We start from the raw sequence: 25179 nt of genomic DNA, 5'->3' as shown, positions 1-25179 counted from the left end.
TATAGAATACGTATTTGCTGGGAGAGTGTTTGAACCGTCAAAATGCCTTAGCCCAACGCATCCTATGAGAAAAAAACCAATAACTAAAACGAAGATTGAATGAGCGCAAAGCCGATGATTAATTTCCCTTCTATATGGTCTTTGTTTTCCATACACACTGTCCTTTCTTATCTAAAAGTACGATTGAGATTTTTCAATAATCCTTTAAAAATCGTCTTTTCCTAAAGTCATTCCTAGATTTATGGAGGCCAACATCCTTGTTGGTCCTCCAATGGCCATTTACCTTAAAACAGATGCTACTAAAAACAATTAAATTATGCAATACATAATTTAATTATGAATTGTGTAATTTATTAATCAAATTACGCCATTTGTTTGTACTTGTTTTAGATTTCATATTTTATAAATCATTGGGTACACTCACATGGCTTTTAAAGTTCTAATGACGGAAAACCCATGCTTTTAATCAGTGCCTGTTTAATTGGGGAGCCTGTACGCTACGATGGGCGCTCTTGCTTGCACACTACGCTTCAGCAGTTATTTTTAAATAAAAAAGCCCATGCACTTTGCCCAGAGTTATTAGGTGGATTTAGCACCCCTCGTCTACCCGCAGAAATTGTGGGAGGAACAGGTCAAGATGTACTTGATGGCAAGGCAAAAATCGCGGATTCATCTAGTTTAGATGTAACTGAGCTATATTTAAAAGGCGCCTACCGTACTTTAGAAATTGCACGGCAAATACAAGCAACTTGCGTGGTTTTAAAAGAAAATAGTCCGTCTTGCGGTAGCCAAAAAATTTATAACGGTACTTTTCAAGGTGAGAGAATTACAGGTGTAGGGATTACCACAGCACTGTTACAGCGCCATGGCTTTGAAGTAATTTCTGAAAATGAGATTGAAGAATGGTTAGCAACACATCCTCTTTAAGGTTGTGTTGATTTACCTAATCAAAAACCTCTTAATTGCTTTCTAAAACGGAAACAGAAAGCACTCAATACACAAGCTACTAAATAGCTTATGACTGCCATACTCCAAAAACCATAAATTCCCATAGCAGAAATCGAGTGACTTCCCCAGTGCAGCCCTTTATAAGCCATCCACCAACCACCACCCAATCCGAAACATAGCACCACGACTAAAAAAATCAGCATGGGTAAAATCGACACATCCCAACAACGCAGCAAAGAGGTTAGTAAAGACATTAAGCCATCTAGAAAATGAGACATGCAGACAATCAACAGCAGTGATGCTGCCAAAATCTGTACAGCCAAATCATCTGAATAGAACGTGACAATTAAGTCCCGCTCCAACCATAAACACAGGGACAGACTGCCACTCACTGCCATAATTACCCATATACTTTGTCTGGCAATTTTGTTTGCTTCGTCCATGTTCCCGCTGCCCATAGACCTCGACACCAAAATGCTATAAGCCGAGGCAATTGAGGAAGGAAAAATAAACATGAAGCCGCCCGTACTCGCGACAATTTGATGGGCTGCAGACACCACACTCCCGAAAGGCAAAATTAAAATAGCAACAGAACAAAATGCAACAACATCCATCAACGCCATGATCGCGGTAGGTATCCCTATTTTTAAAATCATACGCAGACTTTGTCGGCTATCTTCAACTGACCGCTCTGGATGTTCAATAAAGATGTATCCTTTCTCCAAGAAAAACAGGTAATAAACAGCCAACATACACCACCGAACAATAATAGTGGCTAATAAAGCTCCTATCGCACCGAGTGGCGGAATTGAAAATGAAGCAACACCATAAATCAAAAGATAGGACAAAATAATTTTAAGAATGAAGAAAAGACTATCTGATAATAAAACCTTGTGTGCATTTTCAGTGACCTGAGACAAAGCTGTAAATAAACGCATCAGTAAATGCGCAGGTAAAATAAATACCAAAGCCCAAATACAGTTTTTAGTAATTGAAACGACATGTTCAGATGCACCAAATAATTTTGGTAAATCACGGAATACGTAAAGCAGGCCAATACTGATTAATGCCGAACATAACATTAGCCAAATGCCTTGAATAAAAATCTGACGTATACGCGGTAAATCATGGCAACCATATGCTTCTGAAAGCTTGAGTATCACACCTTGCAGAATCCCCATCCCAATGACATAAATCACTGTATATAAAGATAAGGTTACCGATAATGCGGCGACATGATCATTGCTAAAATGCCCTACATACGCAATATCAACCAATCCACTTAAAACTACAATTAAATTGCTAGAAAGCATGGGTATAAATAATTTAAAAATCTGGTTCATCAAAAAAAGCCTTATCTTTTTCTTTGCGATTTATGTTGATATTCACGTTATTTTTAATGCATCAATTCAAAGCAAAAGACATACCAGTTCTAAATTCAGCTCTCCCTAAAATGTTCTTTAAATAAAAAAGCCAAACTATTCGTTTGGCCTTTTTTTAATGTGTGTTGTATACAGTTATTCCTGTTTGTGTTTACTTGCCCAATAAGTTGCAAGCGCCGGGCCCGAAATATTATGCCAAAGACTGAAAATAGCACTCGGTACTGCTGTAATCGGAGAAGCAGCAAAATGTACTGCTGCAAGTGCCACACCTAAACCTGAGTTTTGCATACCGACTTCTACCGCAATTGCTTTACTGTCTGCATAAGGCAATTTAAAGAAACGAGCTGCGGTAAAACCTAATAAATAACCAAACCCATTATGCAATATCACTACCGCCAAAATGAGCAAACCCGATTGAAAAATAGCTGCTTTACTGCCGCCAATAATGGCTGCCACAATCGCAACAATTGCAATCACTGAAACTAAAGGCATGACTTGAATATACGATTCGACCTGACGTTTAAACCAAGTTCGCAAAATCAGACCAATCACAATGGGCAGTAGCACCACCTGCAAAATTGAAATAAACATCGAAGCTGCATCAATCTTTAACCATTGACTGGCAAGCAGGTAGAAAATTGCAGGAGTTAGCACAGGAGCCAAGAGTGTTGATACCGATGTACAAGCGACCGATAAAGCCACATTGCCTTTGGCCATATAGGTAATGACGTTTGAAGCTGTTCCCCCTGGGCAACAACCTACCAAAATAACGCCGACTGCAATTTCAGAAGGCAAATTAAATAATTTACACAGAACAAATGCCAAACCGGGCATCACCACAAACTGTGCTACTACCCCAATTAACACCGCTTTAGGGCTTTGTAATACCCCTTTAAAGTCATCAACGGTCATGGTCATTCCCATGCCGAGCATAATAATGCCCAAGATCCATGGAATATAAGCTTTAAGCCAGACAAAAAACTCAGGTTGCCAGAGTGCCAATGCCGCAAAAACGATGACCCATAAAGCAAACGTTTTCTGAACAAAGTGAGTAAAACGTAATAATGCAGACATGCTGTTCATCCATATCAAATTGCAATTAAAGCCCAAACAACATGGGCACTATCTCTAGCATTCACTCAACAAATCAGTTGATTGAATACGGACAACGCCTTGCTGCTGCATGGCTTGCCATGCCTGCTCTAAAGAGCCATTGAGATTAATGCCTTTACAGGCATCTTCAATCACTAAAGTTTTAAAGCCTTGCTTAACCGCATCTAAAGCAGTCCATGCGACACAAAAGTCCGTAGCTATACCAACCACATAAACCGTATCAATGCTGCGCTCTTTTAAGTAACCCGTTAAACCCGTCATTGTTGAGTGGTCAGCTTCCATAAAAGCCGAGTAACTATCAATATAAGCATGAAAACCTTTTCGGATAATCAGTTGAGCTGACGGGATATTTAAATCCGGATGAAACTCGGCATCATACGTGCCTTGTACACAATGCTTAGGCCAAAGCACTTGTGGTCCATAGTCAAGTTCAATAGTTTCAAATGGCTGCTTACCCGAGTGGTTAGCTGCAAAAGAAATATGATTATCTGGATGCCAGTCTTGTGTAAGAATTACATTTTCAAAACAACCCGCCAATTGGTTAATAGTTGGAATAATTGTATCGGCGTCGGCAACTGCTAAGTTCCCACCTGGCGTAAAACCATTTTGTACATCAACTACGACTAAAGCCGCATTTTGTGGTTGTTTATTCATTTTCATGCCATCTTAAGTCCCATTCGGGAGAAATATGCATTTTATCTTGCCATAAAAAAGACAGTGTTAAGTAGAAACTGGAAGAATTGCACCATATTGTCATCTTTACTGTCTTTTATTTGAAATGATCAAATTGGCATTCTATGTTTCGCTCAAGTTTACATAGGGTTTATCAGTTAAGCATATTGTTCTTATGCGTCTGATCAGTCATAATTTGCATAATTGTCATTCAACAATCTGTTATTGTTAGAACTGGACAATCAAAATACTGCAACCATCCCACATTTTGTTTTTCTTACCTCAGATTCGGATGGATAAATAGGATATTTTTTAAAATGACTCAGCAAGCACAGACCATTCAAGGCTCAATCGTCGCAATTGTCACTCCCATGTTGAAAGATGGCGGTGTAGATTGGAAGGGTCTTGAGAAGCTGGTTGAGTGGCACATAGAACAAGGTACAAACAGTATTGTAGCCGTCGGTACAACCGGCGAAGCCTCAACATTGAGCATGGAAGAGCACACACAGGTTATTAAAGAAATTATTCGTGTAGCCAATAAACGTATTCCAATTATTGCCGGTACTGGTGCAAACTCAACCCGTGAAGCAATCGAATTAACTAAAGCTGCTAAAGACCTCGGTGCTGATGCAGCTTTACTTGTAACGCCATACTATAACAAACCAACCCAAGAAGGCCTTTACCAGCACTACAAGGCAGTTGCTGAAGCTGTTGAATTACCTCTTATTCTCTATAACGTACCTGGTCGTACAGGCGTAGACTTGTCAAACGATACAGCAGTACGTTTAGCAGAGATTCCTAACATTGTGGGTATTAAAGACGCTACAGGTGACGTACCTCGTGGTAAAGCCTTAATTGAAGCTTTAAACGGCAAAATGGCTGTTTACTCAGGTGACGATGAAACTGCATGGGAACTTATGCTTCTTGGCGCAGACGGTAATATCTCGGTTACTGCAAATATTGCACCTAAGGCAATGAGCGAAGTATGCGCGGTTGCAATTGCTAAAGATGAGCCACAAGCGAAGACGCTTAACAATAAGATTGCAAATTTACACAATATTCTATTTTGCGAATCAAACCCAATTCCTGTGAAATGGGCACTACATGAGATGGGACTGATTGATACTGGTATTCGTTTACCACTCACTCCTCTCGCTGAGCAATATCGCGAACCTCTCCGCAATGCCCTAAAAGATGCGGGAATTATTTAATAAGAGCAATTTATGATGCAATTACGTCTTGGTTTAGTCCTTGCAGTTTCAGCCTTAAGTTTAGCTGGCTGTGGTCGCTTCGCACTCAATAATCACTCTTTAGATTATAAAAAAGCAAAGCAACTCGCCCCGCTTGAGTACCCTGCCGATGCAACTGTACGACCAGCGACTCCTTTGTATCCTGCACCAACAGTAGACCAGCTCGCTATCGATCATGCGCCGAAGTTTGAAAACAAGCGTGGCAACCGTTTTGCATTGCCACGTCCTGAACAAACCCAAGCTGATACAGCAGACACATCTGCTCAATCAGGTAGCGCGCTTAGTCGCCCTCAACTTGTAACAGATGGTAATAAGAATCCACTGTTAAAAATTGATGGAAGTACTGCCGAGATTTGGCAATACACCAAAGCAACCTTGAGCACGTTAAATTACAATGTTATCGCTCAAGGCAGTAATCAAGCGACGATTAAAGTAAATGACAAAACTTATGTGCTTAAACTGACTGGTGTTGGCTCTAGTCATAGCCTTGCTCTCTTTAATCCAGACAACACTTTTGCAAGCCCTGATGTTGCTGCGGAAGTGTTAAACCAGATTTACCAAAATTGGCCAGCCTAGTCGTTTACTAGGCATTTTTTTTTAAAAGGTTCCCTCATGTTAAAACAAACCTTGCTCTATACTGGTAAAGCAAAATCTGTATATGAAACAGACAATGCCGACCATCTGATTTTAGTCTTTCGTGATGATGCCTCTGCGTTCAATGGCGAAAAAATCGAACAACTAGATCGTAAAGGCAAGGTGAACAACCGTTTTAACGCCTTCATCATGGAAAAGCTTGCTGAAGCAGGTATCGAAACGCATTTTGAAAAATTGCTTTCTCCAACTGAAGTTCTTGTTAAAAAACTTCAAATGATTCCTGTTGAATGTGTAATCCGTAACTACGCAGCTGGTTCTTTATGCCGTCGTTTAGGTGTAGAAGAAGGTAAAGAGCTTACTCCTCCTACATTTGAATTGTTCTACAAAGATGATGGCCTAGGCGATCCAATGGTTAACGAATCTCAAGCGATTGCTTTAGGTTGGGCGACTGCTGAACAGTTAGAACAAATGAAAGTGTTAACTTATAAAGTAAATGATGTATTAAAAGCATTATTTGCTGAAGGCAACATGATTTTGGTGGACTTCAAACTTGAATTTGGTGTTTTCCATGACCGTATCGTACTTGGTGATGAATTCTCTCCAGACGGTTGCCGTTTATGGGATAAAGACACTAAGAAGAAACTCGACAAAGACCGTTTCCGTCAAGGTTTAGGCGGTGTTGTTGAAGCTTATGAAGAAGTTGCTGCTCGTTTAGGCGTAGATTTATCTGACATCTAATTCGTCAGCTTCATTAAAAAAACCGGGCATTTCAGCTCGGTTTTTTTATTTCCAGCACCCAAGAATTTAAGGAAAGTAGACAGATTTGTATATTTAATTAAATTATGACTTGCACAATCTAAAAACAAAGCACTAAAATCTAAAAAAACATTAATTGCATCACAATAATTAAATTTAAAGTATGGTGAATCCAATGAAACTATTTAAGCCTGAAAAGAAATTAATGAATCACTCGATACATTTTGGTGAAAACCCATTAGTGATTTTATCTAATTTTAGCGACTCTGCTTTGAAACAAGGTTGGAGCCAAGCTGAAGTAGAAACGGTTATTTCTGAAGCTTCTCAAGGTGACTATATGAAACTTATACGTACATTGAGAACATATACATTACTTTAATTCTCTGCGTTGCTGTAAGCGCTCAATCTCAAACCTAACTAGTTTATAGAGATCGCTCGCCTTTCACTCAGGCGGTAAATAGTCTTGCCATACGATACTCTTAATCTCTTTTTATACTTAATGGTCTTATCTGGTTAATTACGTTCATCCGTATATTATTTTGCTTACTGCCGTACTCTTCAATTTATAAAAAGACACATAAAGCTGGTAGGAATAAACTGGATTTATCCCGAATGCTGCCTTAACAATGAATAAAAATAATAAGTAAAAAATATTTATTCAGTGAGGAGCAAATCTGATGGATCATGAAATAGAGGAAAAAAAGGTCGAGCAAACCTTAAGCTGGCGTGAAAAAATGGCAGTAGAAGAACACGAGAAACTGTCCCCCCGTTTAGTCTATGAAATTATCCGCCGTGATGGTGCGGAAGAACTGGATCGCCCAACAGCTGCACTGATCTTTTCAGGAATTGCTGCTGGTTTGGTCATTAGCTTCTCATTTGTATTTAAAGCGATTATTGCTTCTTATATCCCAACTGATGCCATCTGGACCGATTTAATCACCAATTTTGGTTATACCATTGGGTTCCTGATTGCTATTTTGGGCCACATGCAACTTTTTACCGAAAATACCATTACTACAGTTGTGCCCTTATTTAAGCCTTTTAGTTTGGACAAATTACGAGCTGTGGGGCGTTTATGGGGAATTGTGATTCTATGCAATATCATTGGTACAGCTTTGGCGAGTTTATTTTTCCTGACCACAGACCTGTTTACTCCAGACATTGATAAAGCACTAGATGAGCTGGCGCATCATGTTGCATCTTTTTCTGCAATCCAGAACCTGCTTAAAGGGGTTATGTCGGGACTTTTAATTGCCGCATTGGTGTGGATGCTGCCTTCGGTCAGCAATAAATTCCTAGTCATCTTTTTCATGACTTATCTGATAGGACTAGGCGACTTTACCCACGTTGTGGTTGGTTCTACCGAAATGTCCTATCTGGTCTGGCAAGGAGAGGCTTCTATTGGCGAATATCTATTTAATTTTCTAATTCCAACTACCATTGGAAACATTATTGGTGGTACAGGTGTGTTTACCCTACTGATTTACGGTCAGGTCACTGAAGAATTGGAATAGCAAGAAGCAATAGAGAACTATTGCTCCTGCTGCCATCGGCGTTGCTGGAGGCGCTCACCTTCAACTTCACGCTTGTTTCTCGCCGACTCATAAAGTTTAGTTCCCTTCAACTCAGGTGGTAAGTAGTCTTGCAGCACAAAGTGCTCTGGGTAGTCATGAGGATAGAGATAATTAATTCCATAACCTTGCTGTTTCATCAGTTTGGTCGGTGCATTTCTCAAGTGTAAAGGCACTGGTAAATTTGCCGTTTTCTCAGCAAGTTCTAAGGCCTTATTAATCGCGAGGTAAGTACTATTACTTTTTGCGCTGGTTGCTAGGTAAACCGCAGTTTGACCCAAAATAATTCGCGCCTCAGGCATACCCACCGCCTGTACAGAACGGAAACATTCACCTGCAAGCAATAGTGCATTTGGATTCGAGTTCCCAATATCTTCTGAGGCAGCAATCAACATACGTCTTGCAATAAAAACCGGATCTTCCCCGCCTTTAAGCATACGAGCCATCCAGTACAGAGCAGCATCTGGATCACTACCACGAATCGATTTAATAAAAGCAGAAACGAGGTCGTAATGCTGTTCACCCGATTTGTCATAACGCGCAATATTTTGCTGAGCGACTTTTACAACCACTGCATTGGTAATGGTATTTTCAACTTCTGGCTCAAATGTACTTGCAATTAAGTCTAGTAAATTAAGTGCTTTACGGGCATCACCTGCCGCAAACTGTAAAAGAGCATCGTACTCTTCAATGTGAATATAGCGTTCTTTTAAGAATTTATCTGCTTGAAGTGCGTTGTTGAGTAAGGTCTGAATTGCTTCACTGTCTAAACTGTTTAAAGTATAAACCTGACAGCGCGATAAAAGCGCACTATTGACTTCAAAAGACGGGTTTTCAGTGGTCGCACCTATTAAGGTGATTTTACCTTTTTCTACGGCACCTAATAATGCATCTTGCTGTGATTTATTAAAGCGATGGATTTCGTCAATAAAAACTACAGGTGTTAGTAAATCACCACTTTCTGCAATCACTTCACGTAATTCTTTTACGCCCGTATTCAGCGCAGATAAGCTTACAAATGGACGATCTATCGCCTGAGCCAAAAGCAAAGCAATTGTCGTTTTACCGACGCCTGGAGGCCCCCAAAAAATAATAGAAGGCAAATGTCCCTGATCAATCATTTGACGTAAGGGTGCATGTTCACCTAACAAATGATCTTGCCCAATAATTTCAGACAAGTCTCTCGGGCGCAGGCGTTCAGGAAGTGGAATATGGGTGTCTGACATCTCAAATAGCTTTATCGTCTTTTCACTATAGTCTATTGTGTCTCACAGAAATCTACAATTTGAATCTATGAGACCCATCCTTTATTTATAGGCTAACTCAAGGCCTTAAGAGAGTTTCTTACTCAGCTTGAGTAAGCGAGCATTGGGGCCATCTTCAATTATCCAAATTGAACCGTCTTGTGCTTCATGTAACCCACGAATACGTTGCTTCATCTCTAATCTTTGCACTTCTTTTACGGGCTTATGCTCTAAATCTACAACTACAATGGCTTGTGAAGACAACCCACCAATTAAGGCTTTATTTTGCCATGCCGGAAATTGTTGCCCGCGATAAATAATTAAGCTCGACGGTGAGATTACAGGAGTCCAGTCTATCTCGGGTGCTTTAAACTCTGGGCGAGTGTTATGATCTGGAATAGGCTGACCTGAATAATGGTCGCCATTTGAAACAACCGGATACCCATAGTTTTCGCCTTTAACGATGATATTAAGCTCATCACCACCTTTAGGCCCCATCTCAACCACCCATAGCTGTCCTTGGCGGTCAAAGGCCATGCCTAAGGGATTACGGTGTCCAAGTGACCATATTTCAGCAGTAACACCGCCTTGCTTATAAAAAGGGTTACCTACAGCTGCTGAACCGTCATCATTTAAACGTAGAATTTTACCCAAATTACTTTTCATGTCTTGGGCAGGGTCAAACTTTTGGCGCTCACCTGAACTGACCCAAAGCTTTCCATCTGCGCCAAAAAGCATACGATGCCCATAATGGCCCTGTCCTGAAACTTTAGGTACTTGCTGCCAAATCTGTTTTATATGGTTAAGTTTTGGCTGATTAGGGTTAGATAAATCTAATTTTGCACGTGAAATCACCGCACCAGATCCACCCTGCCCTTTGGCCGCATAACTGAGATATATCCAGTGATTTTTGGCAAAATCTGGATGCAAAGCGACATCTCCTAAACCACCTTGGCCACCATAGTTCACCACTGGAACACCTTGAACATCTTGTACTTGTTTATTTTGGGGATTAAAAATTTTTAATTTACCTTGCCGTTCAGTGACTAATAAACGTTGGTCCGGCAAAGTGGTAATTGCCCAAGGCTCATTAAAATGTGCGACTGCCTCGACCTGATAAACTTGTTTGGCAATACTGGTCTGGTCTGTTTTTGCAGTTGTATTTTGTTCAGGACTTTTTGAATTAGTATTGTTAGAACCACAAGCCATTAACAAGAAAAAGCTACTACATAATAAGGGGGCTGCTAGTCGTTTCATCATTTTTATCTCCTTCTCTTTTATTTTTTATATAACGGAGATAGTTAAAAAATTTACGATAAAAATGTTACTTTATTATACGCTGTAATTAAAAATGCCCATCGGGAGCGTATTAACGCACCCAACGCACCACATAATCTTCTAAGTCATCTTCATGTACATCAGTTTCAGGAATACATCGTCCTGCAACAGACTTTTTCGCCTTAACCACGCTTTGTCTCGTACCCGTATTTAAATAGTGCCAAGAAGGTAAATTCTTGCCTTCATTCAACCGTTTATAGGCACAGCTCGATGGTAACCAGTGTATGGTTTTTAAGCTTTCCGGCGTCAACTGTAAACAGTCAGGAACTTGCTGCTGACGATTTGAATAGTCTGAACAACGTCCGGTAGAACAATCAAGCAATTTACACGCTACCTTGGTGTAAGCTACTTCATGGGTATCTTCATCTTCTAGCTTGACCAGACAACATAAACCACACCCATCACACAAAGCTTCCCACTCAGGCGGTGTAAGCTGCTCAAGCGTATAATTTTTCCAAAACAATGGACGAAGTGAGGTCTCGGTAGACATAGGTTTTAACAGCTATATACATAAAGCAAACTCAGATTATAGCATTGAAGTAATCTCTGCTTAAGGAAAGAAACCGTATTTTTAGCATCACAAAATGATTGTTTAATATACATTTCAACCACATAAACGACACATTCCGTGTAAAAAACACGCTATATAGTAAAAACACAATGAAAAATAAGGAGGACAGCATATGTTCCGTTGGGCAATAATTTTTGCAGTGATTGCACTCATTGCCAGTCTATTAGGGTTTGGTGGTGTTGCAGGGTTATCTAAAGACTTTGCCGTGATTTTATTAGTTGTGGCTGTAATTCTCGCTGTTATTGGTTTTATTTCGCGAGGCCGAACCTAATTTAATTATGACCATATAAAAAAGAAGGAACCTGTTCCTTCTTTTTTATTGCCCAAATGTTTCTATGTTTTTCTTTTGATGTAGATTTTTACATAGTTATTTATATAGCTTTTATTTTTTATGCTTTAATCAAGTGTATTTAAACCAAGTTAAATTTCAGGATTAATGTCATGAGTACAGCAATTAAAACCCGTGAAATTCAATACACTGCACCAGATGGCAGCCATTTAATTGGTTACTTTGCAGCTCCAGAAAGTGAGACCCCTGTACCCGGTGTCATTATTGGTCCTGAGTGGTGGGGACGTAACGAATACACTGAACAACGTGCGCGTGAACTTGCTGAACACGGCTATGCTGCACTTGCAATTGATATGTATGGCGATAAAAAAGTGACGACGACTGCTGCTCAAGCTTACGAATGGATGATGCAGACATTTGAAGAGTTAGACACAGTGACTGATCGTGCTAGTGCTGGGCTTCAAACTTTGGCTGCTCAACCAGAAGTAAATAGTGAAAAACTTGCAGCAGTAGGTTTTTGCTATGGCGGCAAAGTGGTACTCGATTTAGCTCGCTCAGGTGCTCCCCTCAAAGCAACAGCGACATTCCATGGTACATTAACTCCTAAGGCACCTGCTCAAAAAGGCAACATTCAAGGTGAAGTTTTGGTTCTACATGGTGAACTAGACAGCATGGTCACCTTAGAAGATGTTGCTAATTTTGAAAAAGAGATGCAAGCTGCTGAGGTTAAACATGAGGTAGTGGTTTTAAAAGATGCTAAACATGGCTTTAGTAACCCGCTTGCAGATGAAAGAGCTAAAGCGAACGGCGTAGATCTTGGCTACAACAGCGAAGCGGAAAAACAAGGCCTTGCTAAAATGTACGCTTTATTAGAACGTACTTTAAAATAAAAGAAGCAAATTTGGAGCAAATGGTTCTTTTTTCGCATTTGCTCCCTTAAATCTTTATGACTTTGCAATATTTTTCCTGTATTTTTTAAACCATACTTCAATAACTATACTCCCGTTGAGCTAGAGCAAAGCCTAGTCTTATTTCCCGCACTCGGGGTTTAATGGAATAACATGAGAGGATACAACAATGACTGACAAGAAATGTCCGTATTGCAATTTTGATGAATATGACATCATTGATAAGAATGAATTTGCTGTAATTTTACCTGACCCAAATCCGTTGTCTAAAGGCCACTGTGTAGTGACTCCACTGCGCCATGTAAGTTCGTTTTTTGACATTACCTCTAAAGAGCATGAAAGCTTACTGACACTTCTTGAAATTGCCCGTCATGAAACACAGCTTCGTCATCAACCAGCTGGTTTCCATATTGGCTTTAATGATGGTGAAGTGTTTGGACAAACTTCTGACCATTTCCATATTCATGTCATTCCTTACTATAAAAACCAACCGTTGAAACTTGATCAACGTTGGGGCGTAAAAGAGGATTAATCCTTTTTTATGCTTGAAGCAGAGACTACTCGTTTTAAAGTAGTCTCTGTTTTAACAGGCTCGTTCTGATTGCTTGCTTTAAACAAAACTTAACCCAAATTTCAGCTATAATTTAACCCTTACTTTTCTTCTATAGCTGTTCATGCCTGAATTTTCTTTTTCTGATGCCCTCTTAAACTGGTTCGATCAACATGGTCGTCATGATTTGCCTTGGCAAGTCGCAGATGATCCATACAAAGTCTGGGTTTCTGAAATTATGTTACAGCAAACTCAGGTAAAAACAGTTCTTCAATATTTTGACCGTTTTATGGAGCGCTTCCCAACTGTAGAAGCTTTAGGCCATGCAACTTGGGATGAAGTAGCCCCTTATTGGGCAGGTCTTGGCTATTACGCTCGTGCACGCAATTTGCATAAAGCTGCTGGCCTTGTAGCACAGCAAGGTAAATTTCCAGAAACCTTAGAAGAATGGATTGCGCTACCTGGCATTGGTCGCTCGACCGCAGGCGCGCTTATGTCTTTAGGTTTACGTCAGTACGGCGTAATTATGGACGGCAACGTGAAGCGCGTTTTAGCTCGTTTCTTTGCCATTGAGGATGACTTAAGCAAGCCACAACACGAACGTGAAATGTGGAAACTCGCTGAAGAGCTATGCCCAACCCAACGCAACCATGACTACACTCAAGCGATTATGGACTTGGGTGCAACCATCTGTACACCTAAAAAGCCTCTTTGTTTATATTGCCCAATGCAATCTCATTGTCAGGCTTATCAGCAAGGTTTAGAACAAGAATTACCTTTTAAAAAACCGAAAAAAACACCGCCTGTTAAAACGGCAGATGTTCTTATTATTCAGTGCGAAGATGAATGGTTCTGGCAGCAACGCCAAGCTCATGGACTATGGGGCGGTTTATTTTGTTTACCTATTTTAGAAAATGAGCGTCTGAGCCTAAGCCAGCAATTTAAACTACAACCTCAAGCACAAACCTTTCAGATTAGTCATAGCTTTACCCACTTCACATGGTTACTTAATGCTCATGTGTTCCACGTGGAACCTGATCAAAAAGAACATCTGGCGATTGAACTTGAAGGCCAATGGCTAAGTCCGGAACAAGCTGTCGCTAAAGGTGTTCCAACCGCTATGAAAAAATTGATCTCGACAAGCCGTTCATGACATAGTGGGCAAAATAATTTTGATATGGCTATGACAGGGAGTATTTTGTGCGACGTTTAGTTTCCCATCTCTCACTTGGTTTTCTCATTATTCTCTTAGCAGCCTGTGCCAGTGCACCTAAAAAGCCTGCTCCGCTTTCACCAACTCAAGTCAGCAAACTCAAGAGTATGCAGCTTCCAAGTCGACTTCCCGTTCCGGTAAAAGGAGTCGATCGAGATGAGTTAAAAGACACATGGGGCGCTGCTCGGAGTCAGGGTCGTAGCCACGAAGGAATTGATATTTTGGCTCCACGTGGAACCAAAGTGTACAGTACAACCGAAGGGCTAGTGGCTGATCTTCGTAATAATAACCTCGGTGGCAAAGTCATCTGGATTTTAGGCCCGGCAGGAACATGGCATTATTATGCTCATCTTGATGGGCATAAACGTGGCTTAAACGTGGGTGACTATGTCAAAAAAGGCGATCTGATTGGCTATGTCGGCAATACGGGAAATGCACGTTATACTTCACCTCATCTTCATTATGGTCTTTACTTAGATGGTAAAGGTCGTGGTGCTGTTAATCCTTATTCATATTTACGCTAGGAACATTTTATGTCGGAAGCGCTGATCAATCGCTTAGTAGAGTTTGCCGAGTCTGGCAACCAGCAAAAGATCATTCTAAATGGCAATAGCTATCAAGGCTGGATCATGGAAATCAGCGATGATGCCCTACTGATCAGTACCGGTTTTTCAGATAAAGTCGGCAAAGATTTTTGGCTAAAGTTTGAAGACTTAACCCAAGCCGAACTATATTATTGGGATACTCGCCCAAATGAATGGGTACCATTCAAACTCTAAAACACCAAGATAAATATAAGGAGCATCATCATGAAAATTCAACGCTGCGGATGGTGTTCCAACGATCCACTCTATATTGCTTACCATGATGAAGAATGGGGCAAACCAGAACACAACGAAGCCCGATTATTTGAAATGCTCTGTCTTGAAGGGCAACAAGCAGGTCTATCTTGGATTACCGTACTCAAAAAAAGAGAAAGCTACCGCCAGCACTTTTTTAATCATCCTATTGCTGACATTGCCGCATTTACGGATGACTTTTTAGAAAAAAAACTATCCGATGCAGGCTTAATTCGTCACTTAGGCAAACTCAAAGCCATTCGCGATAATGCGATTGCTTGGCAAGCCCTTAAAGCCCAAGTTGGTGATGTTCCTGCATGGCTTTGGCAGTTTGTAGATGCCACTCCTCAGCACAATGATGTTATAGATTATCGTAAGGCCCCTGCTCAAACTGAGCTCAGTGTAAAGCTATCTAAAACGCTTAAAAAAAATGGTTTCAAATTTGTTGGTCCAACCACCTGCTATGCGTTTATGCAGGCAGTAGGTATGGTCAATGATCATGAAAACGATTGTCAATTTAAAGCTTCATAACCCACCAGAACGGTTCAAATCCGCTTAAGGAGTTTCCGATGAGCAATAATACGATTCAGGCTTATGCAGCAATGCAGGCAGGTGAAAAACTGGTTCCTTACCAATTTGATGCAGGTGAATTACAACCACATCAGGTTGAAGTAAAAGTTGAATACTGTGGTTTGTGTCATTCTGATATTTCAGTTCTGAACAATGAGTGGCACTCAACCGTCTACCCCGTAGTTGCAGGCCATGAAATTATTGGAAGAATTGTAGCTTTGGGTTCAGAAGCCAAAGGTCTACAAACTGGGCAACGTGTTGGTATTGGCTGGACTGCTGAAAGTTGCCAAGCGTGTGATGAATGTATTGGTGGTCAGCAAGTACTTTGTACGGGTGAAAATGTCGCAACAATCGTGGGACATGCGGGTGGCTTTGCCGATAAAGTTCGTGCAGGCTGGCAATGGGCCATTCCCCTTCCCGATGATTTAGACGCTGAAAGTGCAGGTCCCCTACTTTGCGGCGGAATTACCGTTTTTGATCCACTCCTCAAACACAAAATACAGGCAACGCATCATGTGGGTGTGATTGGTATTGGCGGTTTAGGTCATATCGCCATTAAGCTACTCAAAGCTTGGGGCTGTGAAATCACTGCTTTTAGTTCTAACCCAGATAAAACTGAAGAACTCAAAGCAATGGGAGCCGACCATGTAGTAAATAGCCGCGATACAGAAGCGGTAAAAGCTCAAAAAGGTAAATTTGATTTATTGCTGAGTACCGTAAATGTGACTTTAAATTGGCGAGCTTTTATTTCTACGTTAGCACCAAACGGTTCGTTGCACTTCTTAGGGCTGACTTTAGAACCTGTTCCTGTTTCTGTCGGCTCACTTATTGATGGTGCCAAATCAGTAACAGGCTCACCTACTGGTTCACCTGCTGCTCTACGCCAACTTTTAAAGTTTGCCGCACGCAAAAAAATTGCCCCTCAAATTGAGTTATTTCCAATGTCACAGCTCAATGAAGCAATTGAACGTCTACACTCAGGTCAGGCACGCTACCGCATTGTGCTTAAAGCAGACTTTGCAGAATAAAACTAACTCACTGTTTTCATCTGTTGTCGCGACCAGTCTGCCAAGCTCATAATTGCTTGGCGGACATCGGCAGTTAACTCATGGCCTGCGTTTAAACGAATGAAATGTCGATAGCGTTCATCCTCACCAAAAACATGACCCGGTACCACCGTAATTCCCTGAGCTTGAGCAGTGTAATAGAGCGCTAAACTATCTACACTCTTAGGTAACTGTATCCATAATGCATATCCGCCTTCGGGCTGGCTCAATGCAATTGGTATACCTTCAAAAGCTTTTAAAATACAGCTACGGTATTCTTCGACTTGTCGCATCAAGTTGGGTCTTAACTGCTCTAAATGCTCTCGATAACCACGACTATAAATAAAATCAGCTAGACCTAACTGCAAGGGTGTATTCACGCCAATATTACTTACCAGCAGTTCAAGTTTTAAATGTTCTAGCTTTGTTGTTAAACAAAACCACCCTACTCGATACGCACTCGACAAAGACTTAGACACTGAACCACACCAAATGACATAACCTTCGCGGTCCCAATATCGAATGGGTAATGGCCGTTCACTACTGTAGCCACACTCACCAAAAATATCGTCTTCAATAATAAAACACTGATACTTTGCAGCTAACTCAGCAATCTTCTGTTTCTCTGCATTACTAAAACAATATCCCAAAGGATTTTGATAGTTGGCTGTCATTAAGCAAACCTTCACCAAACCTTGCTGCATTAAAGACTCTAAGCGCTCAAGATCAATTCCGCGATGATCTGCCGGAATCTCAACAATTTGTCGTTTTAAACTTGCTAATAACTGTAAATGACCATTGTAGGTGGGTGTAGGAATAAGAATACTATCGCCCACTTCAGTGAGTTTCTGAATTACTAAAGACAAAGCCGGCATACAGCCATTGGTAATAAAAATATCTTCTGGAGCGATATAAATACCATCTTCACGCCAATGATCAGATAGCGCTTTTCTTAATTGTTCATGGCCTTGTTTATTACAATAAAGAAAATCTTGAGGCTGACAATTTTTTAAAGCACGTTGAATAGAACGACGTAAACCCTCTACAGGAATAAAGTGCGGCGTTAACTGAATCGATCCTAAAGGTACAAGATGGCTTTGTAAGGCAGCTTCCTGAATTTGGTTATGCAATTCCAGATTTGAGACATGCCGAGGTAAAGATAAGAAATCCGGACTATCCGGAATAGGGCTAGATGGGGTGCGAGCAACCACAAAATAACCTGACTTCGGCTTTACATAAATAAGCCCCCTCGCCTCAAGCAATTCATAGCAACTTTTTGCGGTACTTAAGCTAATACCATGTTGACGGGCAAAATCTCGTAAGGAAATAAGCTTCTGATGAGGTTTCAGTTCATCTTGATAAATACGGTGTGCTAATTGGTTAGCAAGAACCTGATATTGGAAAGTCATTCTGTGCTGCTTTTTTAAAAATTTCTGTATCTGTACTGGTTTATAGAACACCTTTAGGCTATGGAAATCAACTCAAAGAGTAACAACCTAATGAAATTAAAAGCTATATTGTTATTTACTATTGTTTTAGCAGGTTGCCAACCACAGCCCAAAAATGAGCAGCACAGACACACGATTTGCCAAAGTTTGATTGAAGGTTATTTAAAAATGACCAACCAACAAGACTACAAAATGGAACAGCGAACTGATGACGAGACCAGTGCGATTTCTCATTATCAATATAAACGAAATAGCTCAAATGAAGTTGTCATGGTGAATTCAGTTTATTCAAACTTATATTTTAGCTGCCGAGACCAGCAAAAAAGCTATTTTCTTTTCCAACATTCAGCAGAAGGACAAACAATACCCATTTTAGAAGTTCACTTTCCAAGTGATATCTATGGAACTTTTAGAGACAGGTTTTAAAACCATCTTTTAACTGTTCTACCAAAAACTCAATAAATAAGCGTATTCGTCTTGGTAGATGCTCTTGTTGATAATACACAGCATGGATGCTTTGATATTGATGTTCAATTTGATCTTCAAATAATGCAATCAATCTCCCTTCTTCCATATCTTTCCAAATTTCAAATTCAGATAGCCGTGCAATACCATGTCCTCTAATCGTCAGCTGGCGTACAGTCTCACCACTAGAAGCTTTAATGTTTGCTTGTGCGAAAAAATATTCGTCACCAATTTTAATTGGCCAGCTATTGATATAAGTAGGTCTAGTAAAGCCAATTAAATCATGCCGTTTAAGTTCTTCAGGTTGTGTTGGTGTTCCCTTAAGAGCTAGATAGTCAGGACTTGCCACAATATATAAACGGCTCTTACATACCAATTTGGCGTGCAGACTAGAGTCATTAAGCTCCCCAAATCGAAATGCGACATCGGTTTTATGCTGAAGTAAGTCAATCACCTGATCATTACTATTTAACTCGATTTCAATATCGGGGTAATACTCACGGAACTTATGCATTAATGGTGCAATCACGTGCAAAACAAACGGTGTGGCGGAATCAACACGAATAAGGCCAGCAGTCCCCTGATCAGACTTTTGTAGTTCTTCTTCGGCCGCATTCAGTTCATTTAAAATTTTTCGAGCCTTCGTAAGGAACTGTTGCCCTTCTTGAGTGAGTTTTAGTTTACGCGTTGTTCGTTCTAACAACGTCACATCTAACTTCGCTTCCAAACGTGTTAAAGATCGACTCACCCCTGAAGGTGTTTGCTTTAAATGTTCTGCTGCCGCCACAAATGAACCTGTATCAACAATTGTGATAAAGGCAATAAGTTCTTCAATTGTTGATTTCATGGTTTATTCTATTATTGACTAAACTTCAAAGATATTTTGCTTATTCATCTATTTTTTCGCAACAATAAAAAAAGCAAAATGCACCTCAAGTTAAACAATTATTTAATTTCAGGTGAATACATGAATATCCCACGTTTTGGTCTAGGAACTTTCCGCCTTAAAGAACAAGCTGTGATTGATTCTGTTAAAAATGCGCTAGATGTCGGTTATCGTGCAATTGATACTGCTCAAATTTATGAAAATGAAGCAGCAATTGGTCAAGCGATTGCTGAAAGTGGCGTATCACGTCAGGACTTATTTTTAACTACAAAAATCTGGGTAGATAATTTTGCCCAAGAGAAGTTTATTCCAAGCTTAAAAGAGAGCTTACAAAAGCTTCGTACTGAACATGTCGATTTAACTTTGATTCACTGGCCAGCACCGGACTTAGGTGTTTCGATTCCTGAAATCATGCAGCTTTTACTTGAAGCAAAACAACAAGGCTTAACCAAACAAATTGGTATTTCGAACTTCAATATTGCACTTACCCAACAAGCAATTGACACAATTGGTGTAGAGCATATTACAACGAACCAGATTGAGCTGAGCCCTTATCTTCAAAACCATAAACTTGTAAATTTCTTACAAGAGAAGAATATTGATGTCACTTCATACATGACGCTTGCATATGGCAAAGTGCTTCAAGATCCTGTTTTAGCTGAAATTGCGGCAGCAAATAAAGCGTCAACAGCACAAATTGCACTGGCATGGGCATTGCAACGTGGTTTTGCAGTTATTCCATCTTCGACTAAACGTGAAAACCTGATTAGCAACCTAAAAGCACAGGATATCGAGTTAACTTCAGCTGAAATGCAAATGATTGCTGAGCTCGACCGTAATGGCCGTGAAGTTAGCCCAGAGCCATGGGCACCTGTTTGGGACTAAACTCATGAACACTCAATCAAATACAGCGTTCTCGTTATTGGCCTTGGCAATTGGTGCCTTTGCTATTGGTACCACGGAATTTTCTCCAATGGGATTGCTACCGAATATCGCTCATGATTTAGGTATTTCAATTCCAACAGCCGGAATGTTAATTACAGGCTATGCACTTGGCGTAATGCTCGGTGCCCCCTTCATGACCCTATGGTTTGGTGGTTTTGCACGACGTAATGCGCTTATTTTTTTGATGGCGATCTTTACGGTGGGTAACCTGATTGCAGCGTTTTCACCAAGCTATATGAGCTTATTAGGTGCACGTCTCATTACAAGCCTGAACCACGGTGCCTTTTTCGGGATTGGCTCTGTTGTGGCAGCGAGTATTGTACCTGCGCACAAACAAGCCAGTGCTGTAGCAACCATGTTTATGGGTTTAACCATTGCCAATATTGGTGGTGTACCTTTGGCAACATGGGTTGGGCAAAATATTGGCTGGCGTATGTCTTTCCTTGCAATCTCCGTGCTCGGCGTTATTACTATGCTCGCTTTATGGAAAGCACTACCGCAAGGTATGGTTGCCCAAAAACCTAATGTAAAGGCCGAGTTGAAGGTATTAACGCGTACTCCTGTGGTGCTTGCATTACTCACAACCGTACTTGGTGCAGGAGCAATGTTTACGCTCTATACCTATATTGCGCCAAGTTTGACTGAGTTTACCCATGCTTCACCGACCTTCATTACGTTCATGTTGGTGTTGATTGGTGTCGGTTTCTCAATTGGTAACCATTTAGGCGGTCGTTTTGCAGACTTATCTATCAACAAAACCCTAATTGGTTTCCTGATACTGTTGATTGTGATGATGGTGACTTTCCCTATTCTTGCCCAAAGCCAGATTGGAGCAGCCATTGCGTTAGTGATTTGGGGTGCAGCAACCTTTGCTTTGGTACCGCCATTACAAATGCGGGTAATGTCAGTGGCTTACGAAGCTCCAGGGCTTGCCTCTTCAGTAAATATCGGTGCGTTTAACCTAGGTAACGCAGTCGGTGCAGCAGCAGGTGCGTTAGTACTCGATTTAGGTTGGGGTTATAGCGCAGTATCATTTGCTGGTGCATTATTGGCAGGGTTAGGTTTGTTATTGGTTCTATTCCAAATCAAACGTGAAAGCAGCCCGACACAAGCTTTGCAACAGTGTTCAGATTAATAAAAAAAGCGCCTGAGATCAGGCGCTTTTTTTCACTTACTTATTTTAAAATATCGGGTAATTTAGGTTGCTCATAAATCGGGTTCATTACTTCCCGCTTCATTTTAAGCAGCATCTGATACGGTTGCTGCTGAACAAACATATTTACAAAGCTTAAAGGAATTGAACCAGCTGGGTCAGCGTAGCCACTCGTGGTTACTTTAACTTTGTTATTCGCTAATTTCTGGAACGTCCATTCACCTTCATAACGGGTTAAACGAACCACATCGGGTTGAGTCGGATAATTACTATTAATCGCTGTGTTCTTAATCGTAATAACACCATTAGCGGCTTTACTCATTTTTCCTTTAACAACTACATCGCGATCTTTTAGGGGAAAAGGAAAATCTAATACCATATATAAAGTAAATTCACCCTTCTTCTCATCTTGAGAGAGCATTTCAACTTTACCCATATAAGGAACCCATTGCGCTGCGCGATTTACATCTAAAATTACTGCAACAGCACGCTCAATGGGTACATCAAAGGTTGTTTCAGCTTTGTATTGAAAGACTGGATTATCGGCCTTTTGATAGGTCCAGACTTTAATATGATTACGGTCTAGACTGAGTTTAGCCTTGTCTGTAGAGGCAGCCCCTGCACAGAGGCTGCTTAAGCAAAGAAGAGTGGTTAAAGCAATTTGTTTTTTATTCATGTTCTGCTCTATCTTGTTTTTCTCGCCACATATAGGACGTGTACAGATGGTTTACACCTGTACGTCGTTCAACCCTAACACATCTTTCATATCGTATTTGTGCGCTTCACGACCTACAACCCATGCAGCAGCACGTACTGCACCAGCAGCAAAGTTCATACGGTTAGTCGCTTTATGAGTCACTTCAACGCGCTCACCCTCACCAATAAACATGACAGTATGTTCACCAACAATATCGCCACCACGGATGGTCTCAAAACCAATGGTTTGGCGATCACGTGGACCGGTATGCCCTTCACGACCATAAACAGCAACTTCTTTTAAGTTACGGCCTAAAGTATCAGCAATCGCTTCACCCATCATGAGTGCTGTACCAGATGGTGCATCTACTTTATGACGGTGATGAGCCTCAATCACTTCAATATCTACTGTATCGCCAAATACTTTTGCTGCAAGCTCAAGTAACTTGATTGATACATTTACGCCGACAGAATAGTTTGCCGCATATACAACAGGTATGTGTTTTGCCGTTTCATCAAGCTCAGCTTTTTGTTCATCGGACATACCCGTTGTTCCAATCACTATAGCTACCCCAGCTTCACGACATAACTTTAGATGCTCAGATGTCGCAGCAGGAGTCGAAAAGTCAATTACAACGTCACAGTCTTTAAGAACCTCAGCCAAGCTTCCGGTAAGCTTCACTCCAATTGAACCAATTCCTGCAAGTTCACCAGCATCAGCACCGATTAAAGTACTTTCTGGGCGTACAACAGCAGCTCCCAATTGATAACCTGCTTGTTGAACTGCCTGAATAAGTATACGACCCATACGGCCGCCTGCACCCAAAATACCAATGCGTGGAGCTGCTGACATAATCCTTCCCAATCTTGTGTTTTACGTAATTGGCTTACTATATCAAAACTCTTTGCTCACAATAAAAAGTAAAAAATATTTTTTAAGATGAACCGAAATTTAAACAGTTTTCACAAAAGTTAAAGAATTGATCTGCACACTACTGAGCCACGAATGAAAAAAGATGACTATAAGGAGTTCAGCATGCATTCGAAAATTATGGGCTTAATAGCCGTTATGGGGATGATGAGTTCAATGGCATTTGCAGAGCCTGCAATCCAACCTGGGGACACACTAGAAAGCTTATCTAAAGCACGCATTACCACGAATGTAAATTCTCAGGCAGCAACACCTACACCTCAAACAAGTCTGGCAAGCAATACTAATGCTGAAGTTAAAGTTGAAGATATCGACCCGATCATTGAAGAAAAAGCCGCAGAAGTAGAAACAGTAAAAGTAGCTGTACAACCAGTGACTCAAGCTACTGTCGAGGCTGTAGTAGCTCCAGTTGCATCAAACGAACTTATTGTAAGTGTTGACGATATTGATGTCGCTCATCCTACAGAGTAATCGCTAGTCATTTTCTTTTAAGCAGAATAACAATAATAAGATAAATCAGCGCAATAAAAAGGCGGATATTTTTGAATATCCGCCTTCTTTTTAATTTCTGATCTAATCAATCATTAATCGAATAAGCGATCAAAGAATGATTTTTTCTTTGGTGAAGAGGCACTGTCTTCGCCATCGAAAGATGCTTGTAATTCTTTAAGCAATTCACGTTGACGAGAGGTTAAGTTGACTGGTGTTTCTACCACGATACGGCAAAGTAAATCACCCACCATACTGCTACGTACAGGGCGCACACCTTTACCACGTAAACGGAATAATTTACCTGTTTGAGTTCCCTCAGGAATCTTCAAGCTAACGCGACCTTCCAACGTTGGAATTTCAATTTCTTTACCAAGTGCAGCATCCGCAATGCTTACTGGTACGTCCATATATAAATCGGCGCCATCACGTTGGAAAATTTCGTGTTCACGAACCACCACTTCAACGTATAAGTCACCAGCTTGACCATCACGGATCGCCTCGCCTTTACCACTTAAACGAACGCGGTCACCGTTGTCGACACCCGCTGGAATAGTGACTTCTAATGTTTGCTGACGATCAGCTACACCTGAACCATGACATGCATGGCATGGGTTCTTAATAATTTTGCCTTGGCCACGACATGTGCCACAAGTTTGTTGTACAGAGAAGAAACCTTGCTGCATACGCACTTGTCCTGAACCATGACAAGTTTTACAAGTTTCTACATCTTTTGGATTTTTAGAGCCTTTACCATCACACACGTCACATGGTGCCGGAGCAGTAAAGGTAATTGTTTTCTTAACCCCTTTTACAGCTTCCTCAAGGGTAAGTTCCATTACATAGCGTAAATCTGAACCGCGACGTTGGCGTTGCTGACGTCCACCGCCACCAAACGCTCCACCAAAGATATCACCGAACTGGCTAAAAATATCTTCTGCACTGAAACCGCCAAAGCCACCACCAGCGCCACCAAAGCCACCTTCAAACGCATTATGTCCCATACGGTCATACATGCTGCGTTTTTCGCTGTCCGATAAAATCTCATAAGCTTCTGAAGCTTCTTTAAATTTTTCTTCAGCCTCGGCATTGTCAGGGTTTCTGTCAGGATGATATTTCATCGCCAATTTACGATAGGCTTTTTTGATCTCATCATCACTTGCGGTTTTTGAAACGCCTAAAACCTCATAATAATCACGTTTAGCCATGTTTGGCGGTGCTCCTCACGGAAATTTTATCAATACTCTATTGCCGACTAAATGGGGGACTTTAGCCGAATTTACAAGGGGAAAACTTTCAAAAAACAGATATA

The 25179-nt window shown here is 40.8% G+C and carries 29 protein-coding genes; 18 read left to right on the top strand and 11 right to left on the bottom strand.

The genetic code is table 11. From position 1 onward, the window contains the following. Positions 1-456: 456 nt before the first annotated feature. The gene (locus tag F984_RS18660) at positions 457-927 is read left to right on the top strand and encodes a 2-thiouracil desulfurase family protein (protein WP_004711354.1); all 471 of its coding nucleotides are present in this window, start codon (positions 457-459) and stop codon (positions 925-927) included. Positions 928-947: 20 nt separating this feature from the next. Here the strand turns inward: F984_RS18660 and F984_RS18655 are convergent, their stop codons facing one another. From F984_RS18655 to pncA, 3 genes are all read right to left on the bottom strand, one after another. Beyond that, entirely contained in the window at positions 948-2291 is a 1344-nt protein-coding gene (locus F984_RS18655; protein ID WP_004711352.1) for an MATE family efflux transporter, read from the bottom strand. A 174-nt stretch (positions 2292-2465) separates the two neighbouring features. Continuing rightward, positions 2466-3404, bottom strand: a complete 939-nt coding sequence (locus tag F984_RS18650) for a bile acid:sodium symporter family protein (protein WP_004711350.1) — start codon at positions 3402-3404, stop codon at positions 2466-2468. A gap of 54 nt (positions 3405-3458) precedes the next feature. Then, positions 3459-4103 (bottom strand): bifunctional nicotinamidase/pyrazinamidase, encoded by a 645-nt coding sequence (pncA, locus tag F984_RS18645; RefSeq protein ID WP_004711347.1) that lies wholly within the window; start codon positions 4101-4103, stop codon positions 3459-3461. 329 nt (positions 4104-4432) lie between these two features. On the opposite strand from pncA, the gene dapA reads away from it, so the two are divergent. From dapA to F984_RS18620, 5 genes are all read left to right on the top strand, one after another. Then, positions 4433-5326 (top strand): 4-hydroxy-tetrahydrodipicolinate synthase, encoded by an 894-nt coding sequence (dapA, locus tag F984_RS18640; RefSeq protein WP_002054045.1) that lies wholly within the window; start codon positions 4433-4435, stop codon positions 5324-5326. 15 nt (positions 5327-5341) lie between these two features. Continuing rightward, on the top strand, positions 5342-5941 hold the full coding sequence (locus tag F984_RS18635; RefSeq protein WP_002053789.1) for a hypothetical protein: 600 nt from the start codon (positions 5342-5344) through the stop codon (positions 5939-5941). 36 nt (positions 5942-5977) lie between these two features. Then, positions 5978-6697: a phosphoribosylaminoimidazolesuccinocarboxamide synthase gene (gene purC / locus F984_RS18630; protein WP_000917863.1), complete on the top strand. Its 720-nt coding sequence runs from the start codon at positions 5978-5980 to the stop codon at positions 6695-6697. A 193-nt stretch (positions 6698-6890) separates the two neighbouring features. After that, positions 6891-7094, top strand: coding sequence for a hypothetical protein (locus tag F984_RS18625; RefSeq protein WP_002053827.1), 204 nt, complete (start codon positions 6891-6893; stop codon positions 7092-7094). Between the two features lie 298 nt (positions 7095-7392). After that, the gene (locus F984_RS18620; protein WP_004711340.1) at positions 7393-8229 is read left to right on the top strand and encodes a formate/nitrite transporter family protein; all 837 of its coding nucleotides are present in this window, start codon (positions 7393-7395) and stop codon (positions 8227-8229) included. A gap of 17 nt (positions 8230-8246) precedes the next feature. On the opposite strand, the gene F984_RS18615 is transcribed toward F984_RS18620, so the two are convergent. From F984_RS18615 to F984_RS18605, 3 genes are all read right to left on the bottom strand, one after another. Then, a complete protein-coding gene (locus tag F984_RS18615) occupies positions 8247-9512 on the bottom strand; it encodes a replication-associated recombination protein A (protein ID WP_004711339.1) in 1266 nt (421 codons plus the stop codon). 105 nt (positions 9513-9617) lie between these two features. After that, entirely contained in the window at positions 9618-10790 is a 1173-nt protein-coding gene (locus F984_RS18610) for a PQQ-dependent sugar dehydrogenase (protein ID WP_004711337.1), read from the bottom strand. A 109-nt stretch (positions 10791-10899) separates the two neighbouring features. Beyond that, complete coding sequence (locus F984_RS18605; RefSeq protein ID WP_004711336.1) at positions 10900-11358, bottom strand: YcgN family cysteine cluster protein; 459 nt, start codon at positions 11356-11358, stop codon at positions 10900-10902. A 193-nt stretch (positions 11359-11551) separates the two neighbouring features. Between F984_RS18605 and F984_RS18600 the strand changes: the two genes are divergently transcribed. The 8 genes from F984_RS18600 (at position 11552) to ahr (ending at position 16836) form a co-directional block, all read left to right on the top strand. Continuing rightward, positions 11552-11710, top strand: a complete 159-nt coding sequence (locus tag F984_RS18600; RefSeq protein WP_002053759.1) for a DUF1328 domain-containing protein — start codon at positions 11552-11554, stop codon at positions 11708-11710. Positions 11711-11880: 170 nt separating this feature from the next. After that, positions 11881-12618 (top strand): dienelactone hydrolase family protein, encoded by a 738-nt coding sequence (locus tag F984_RS18595; RefSeq protein WP_002053958.1) that lies wholly within the window; start codon positions 11881-11883, stop codon positions 12616-12618. Positions 12619-12805: 187 nt separating this feature from the next. Next, positions 12806-13168 carry an HIT family protein gene (locus tag F984_RS18590; RefSeq protein WP_002053765.1) on the top strand — a complete coding sequence of 121 codons (363 nt, stop codon included), beginning with the start codon at positions 12806-12808 and terminating at the stop codon, positions 13166-13168. Positions 13169-13310: 142 nt separating this feature from the next. Beyond that, positions 13311-14339, top strand: a complete 1029-nt coding sequence (gene mutY / locus F984_RS18585) for an A/G-specific adenine glycosylase (RefSeq protein ID WP_004711331.1) — start codon at positions 13311-13313, stop codon at positions 14337-14339. Between the two features lie 47 nt (positions 14340-14386). Beyond that, the gene (locus F984_RS18580; protein ID WP_004711329.1) at positions 14387-14923 is read left to right on the top strand and encodes a M23 family metallopeptidase; all 537 of its coding nucleotides are present in this window, start codon (positions 14387-14389) and stop codon (positions 14921-14923) included. A gap of 9 nt (positions 14924-14932) precedes the next feature. Beyond that, on the top strand, positions 14933-15178 hold the full coding sequence (locus F984_RS18575) for a hypothetical protein (protein ID WP_001287365.1): 246 nt from the start codon (positions 14933-14935) through the stop codon (positions 15176-15178). Positions 15179-15208: 30 nt separating this feature from the next. Continuing rightward, entirely contained in the window at positions 15209-15769 is a 561-nt protein-coding gene (locus F984_RS18570; RefSeq protein ID WP_004711326.1) for a DNA-3-methyladenine glycosylase I, read from the top strand. A 38-nt stretch (positions 15770-15807) separates the two neighbouring features. Continuing rightward, positions 15808-16836 (top strand): NADPH-dependent aldehyde reductase Ahr, encoded by a 1029-nt coding sequence (ahr, locus tag F984_RS18565; protein WP_004711325.1) that lies wholly within the window; start codon positions 15808-15810, stop codon positions 16834-16836. 2 nt (positions 16837-16838) lie between these two features. On the opposite strand, the gene F984_RS18560 is transcribed toward ahr, so the two are convergent. Continuing rightward, positions 16839-18263, bottom strand: a complete 1425-nt coding sequence (locus F984_RS18560; protein WP_004711323.1) for an aminotransferase-like domain-containing protein — start codon at positions 18261-18263, stop codon at positions 16839-16841. Positions 18264-18353: 90 nt separating this feature from the next. Between F984_RS18560 and F984_RS18555 the strand changes: the two genes are divergently transcribed. After that, positions 18354-18728: a hypothetical protein gene (locus F984_RS18555; protein WP_004711322.1), complete on the top strand. Its 375-nt coding sequence runs from the start codon at positions 18354-18356 to the stop codon at positions 18726-18728. Here F984_RS18555 and F984_RS18550 read toward each other — a convergent pair. After that, on the bottom strand, positions 18712-19614 hold the full coding sequence (locus F984_RS18550) for a LysR family transcriptional regulator (protein ID WP_004711319.1): 903 nt from the start codon (positions 19612-19614) through the stop codon (positions 18712-18714). The genes F984_RS18555 and F984_RS18550 overlap by 17 nt on opposite strands. A 120-nt stretch (positions 19615-19734) precedes the next feature. Here F984_RS18550 and dkgB point away from each other — a divergent pair, with 120 nt between their 5' ends. Further along, positions 19735-20538, top strand: coding sequence for a 2,5-didehydrogluconate reductase DkgB (gene dkgB, locus F984_RS18545; protein ID WP_004711317.1), 804 nt, complete (start codon positions 19735-19737; stop codon positions 20536-20538). Positions 20539-20542: 4 nt separating this feature from the next. Then, positions 20543-21733, top strand: a complete 1191-nt coding sequence (locus F984_RS18540) for an MFS transporter (protein ID WP_025469361.1) — start codon at positions 20543-20545, stop codon at positions 21731-21733. Positions 21734-21773: 40 nt separating this feature from the next. Here the strand turns inward: F984_RS18540 and F984_RS18535 are convergent, their stop codons facing one another. After that, complete coding sequence (locus F984_RS18535; protein ID WP_002054056.1) at positions 21774-22427, bottom strand: START domain-containing protein; 654 nt, start codon at positions 22425-22427, stop codon at positions 21774-21776. 51 nt (positions 22428-22478) lie between these two features. Beyond that, the gene (gene dapB, locus F984_RS18530; protein ID WP_002053870.1) at positions 22479-23300 is read right to left on the bottom strand and encodes a 4-hydroxy-tetrahydrodipicolinate reductase; all 822 of its coding nucleotides are present in this window, start codon (positions 23298-23300) and stop codon (positions 22479-22481) included. A gap of 183 nt (positions 23301-23483) precedes the next feature. Between dapB and F984_RS18525 the strand changes: the two genes are divergently transcribed. Next, positions 23484-23849, top strand: a complete 366-nt coding sequence (locus tag F984_RS18525; RefSeq protein ID WP_004711311.1) for a hypothetical protein — start codon at positions 23484-23486, stop codon at positions 23847-23849. A gap of 113 nt (positions 23850-23962) precedes the next feature. Here the strand turns inward: F984_RS18525 and dnaJ are convergent, their stop codons facing one another. After that, positions 23963-25075 (bottom strand): molecular chaperone DnaJ, encoded by a 1113-nt coding sequence (gene dnaJ / locus F984_RS18520; protein WP_001119029.1) that lies wholly within the window; start codon positions 25073-25075, stop codon positions 23963-23965. Positions 25076-25179 lie beyond the last annotated feature (104 nt).

Origin of the sequence: Acinetobacter nosocomialis NIPH 2119, assembly GCF_000368085.1 — a bacterium.
Classification (GTDB): domain Bacteria; phylum Pseudomonadota; class Gammaproteobacteria; order Pseudomonadales; family Moraxellaceae; genus Acinetobacter; species Acinetobacter nosocomialis.
Note: the sequence above shows the minus strand (reverse complement) of the source record. Positions and strands in the feature narration are given on the sequence as shown.